General features: G+C 66.0%; 2 protein-coding genes. One reads left to right on the top strand and one right to left on the bottom strand.

What is annotated here, in order from left to right; translation table 11 throughout:
* Window positions 1–142: 142 nt before the first annotated feature.
* Window positions 143–1,162 carry a trypsin-like peptidase domain-containing protein gene (locus JHD07_RS36995; protein WP_291631182.1) on the top strand — a complete coding sequence of 340 codons (1,020 nt, stop codon included), beginning with the start codon at window positions 143–145 and terminating at the stop codon, window positions 1,160–1,162.
* 140 nt (window positions 1,163–1,302) lie between these two features.
* On the opposite strand, the gene JHD07_RS36990 is transcribed toward JHD07_RS36995, so the two are convergent.
* On the bottom strand, window positions 1,303–2,876 hold a 1,574-nt coding region (locus JHD07_RS36990), incomplete at its 5' end, for a DUF6537 domain-containing protein (protein WP_291631180.1).

Raw genomic sequence — 2,876 nt, 5'->3', positions numbered from 1 at the left:
CTCGACCCGGTCAAGGCAAGAGGCGGCTCGCTGAGGCAGGCACCCTAGCCATCCGGGCAATCCAGCCCTGCGCTCCAAAGGCGTGCACCTTGCGCGGCAGGAAACAGGCCACCATCTGTGTGAGCCTTCGAGGACTCTTGCCATGTTGGATTTCACTTCAGATATCGCCGATGACGCACCGTCATCGCGAACGGCGGCTGCTGACCCGGTCGATGACCGGGCGCTGCTGGACGCCTATTCCAATGCCGTGATCGACGTGACCGATCGCGTCGGCCCCGCGGTCGTGCGGGTCGAGACCGGGCCGAAAGCGCCCGATAGACGCGAGCGCGGCGGGCTCGGCTCGGGCATCGTGATCTCTCCGGACGGGCTCGTGCTCACCAACAGCCATGTGGTCGGCACGTCCAGGGAGATCCGGCTGCGCGACGTCGAGGGCCATGTCGGCGACGCCCAGGTGCTCGGCGTCGATCCCGATACGGACCTTGCGCTGCTGCGCGCGAACGGCGCTCGCCACTTGCCCTATGCTGCGCTCGGCGATTCCAAAACGTTGCGTCGCGGCCAGCTCGTGATCGCGATCGGCAATCCGCTCGGCTTCGAATCGACCGTAACCGCCGGCGTGGTCTCCGCGCTCGGACGCTCGATCCGCTCGGTCAGCGGGCGCACCATCGAGGACGTGATCCAGACCGATGCCGCGCTCAATCCCGGCAATTCCGGCGGGCCGCTGGTGTCGTCGCATGCCGAGGTAATCGGCATCAACACCGCCATCATCAACGGCGCGCAGGGAATCTGCTTTGCGGTCGCCAGCAACACCGCGCAATTCGTGCTGTCGGAGATCATCCGCCACGGCTATGTCCGCCGCGCCTATATCGGTGTGGCCGGGCAGACCGCGCCGGTCCCGCGGCGGCATGCGGTGCTGGCCGGTGTCGAGAACAAGATGGGCGCGCTCTTGATGCAGATCGAGCCGGACGGACCGGCGGCGAAGGCGGGCCTACTGCCCGGCGACGTCGTGATCGGGCTCGACGGCGTCGAGATCAACGGCGTCGATGATCTGATCGGCGTGCTCGACCGCGACCGCATCGGCCGGCGCTTGGCCATGGACGTGCTGCGGCTCGGCCGCCTGCGCGCGATCGACATCGACCCGATCGAGCGCAAGCCTGGGCGGTAGGGCAGAGCAGTGGCGAGCACGTCTCCACAACTCGTCATTGCGAGCGCAGCGAAGCAATCCAGACTTTCTGTCAAAGACTCTGGATTGCTTCGTCGCAAGAGCTCCTCGCAATGACGCGGAGAGAGGCTGGCGCCTGGTAGCTATTCCGCCGCCGCGGCAAAACGGCTGTTCTCCAGCTCCGCTTCCAGCCGCGCCGTCTCGGCCGCCGCCAGCTTGATGTTGGCTTCCTTGACATGGCCGAAGCCGCGGATGGTCTCGGGCACGCGCGCGAGGCGTGTCAGCAGCGGGATCTGCTCCGCCTTCAAGCCCGCGATCCGCTGCTCGATCATCGATAGATAATCCGCGACCAGCTTGCGCTCGGTCCGGCGCTCCCCGGTACGGCCGAACGGATCGAATGCGGTGCCCCGCAGGAACTTGAGCTTGGCCAGCACGCGGAAGGCGTGGATCATCCAGCCGCCGAACTCCTGCTTCTGGAGCCGGCCGGTCGCCTTGTCACGCCTTGCGAAGATCGGCGGTGCCAGATGGTACTTCAGCGTGAAGTCCCCGTCGAACTTCTCCGACACTTTCCTGGCGAAGCTGCCGTCGGTATAGAGCCGCGCGACCTCGTATTCGTCCTTGTAGGACATCAGCTTGAACAGGTTCTTCGCGACCGCCTCGGTCAGCTCCGTGGAGGCGGGCGAAACCGCGTTCTCTGCCTTGCGCACCTTGGCAACAGCTGCGAGGTAGCGGTCAGCGTAGGCCCTGTCTTGATAGGAGGTCAGGAACTCGGCGCGCGTCGCGATGATGTCGTCGAGCGATTTCGCCGGCGCCGATGCACGGGCCTTGAACTGCAGCACGCTACGCACCCGCGACATGTCATGGGCGGCGAGGCGGCCCCAGGTGAAGGCGAGCTTGTTCATCTCGATCGCCGCGCCGTTGATCTCGATGGCGCGGAGCAGGGCCTCCAGCGATAGCGGGATCGCACCCTTCTGGAAGGCGAAGCCGAGCATGAAGGGATTGGTTGCGATGCTGTCGCCCATCAGTGCCGAAGCAATGCCCGTGGCGTCGATGATGTCGAGGTTGTTGTCGCCGATGGCGTCGCGCAGCACGGTCTGCATCGTGCCCATCTCGAAATCGAGATCGGGGTTCTGCACGAAACTCGCGGTCGGCTGCAGATCGGCGTTGATATAGGCCTTGGTCACGCCGCGCTCGGCGCGGCTCAGCGCAGACGGGCCGGCCGAGACGATCATGTCGCAGCCGAGGATGACGTCGGCGCCGCCCGTGGTGATGCGGGCTGCCGAGATGTCCTCCGGCTTCGGCGCGATACGGACATGGCTCATCACCGCGCCGTTCTTCTGCGACAGGCCGGTGAAGTCCAGCGCCGAGCAGCCGCGGCCGTCGACATGGGCGGCCATGCCGAGCAGCGCGCCGATGGTGATCACGCCGGTGCCGCCGATGCCGGTGACGAGGATGTTGTAGGGGCCGTCGAGCTCACGCACGGGCGGCAGCGGCAGATCGGCGAACAATTGGCCGGAGTCCACCGCCGAGGTCTTCATGCGCTTGAGGCTGCCGCCATGCACGGTGACGAAGCTGGGACAAAAGCCCTCGACGCAGGAAAAATCCTTGTTGCAGTTCGACTGGTCGATCTGGCGCTTGCGGCCGAATTCGGTCTCCAGCGGCTGCACCGAGACGCAGTTCGAGGCCTGCGAGCAGTCGCCGCAGCCTTCGCAGACCA

Source organism: Bradyrhizobium sp., from assembly GCF_016462955.1.
GTDB lineage: Bacteria > Pseudomonadota > Alphaproteobacteria > Rhizobiales > Xanthobacteraceae > Bradyrhizobium.
Note: the sequence above shows the minus strand (reverse complement) of the source record. Positions and strands in the feature narration are given on the sequence as shown.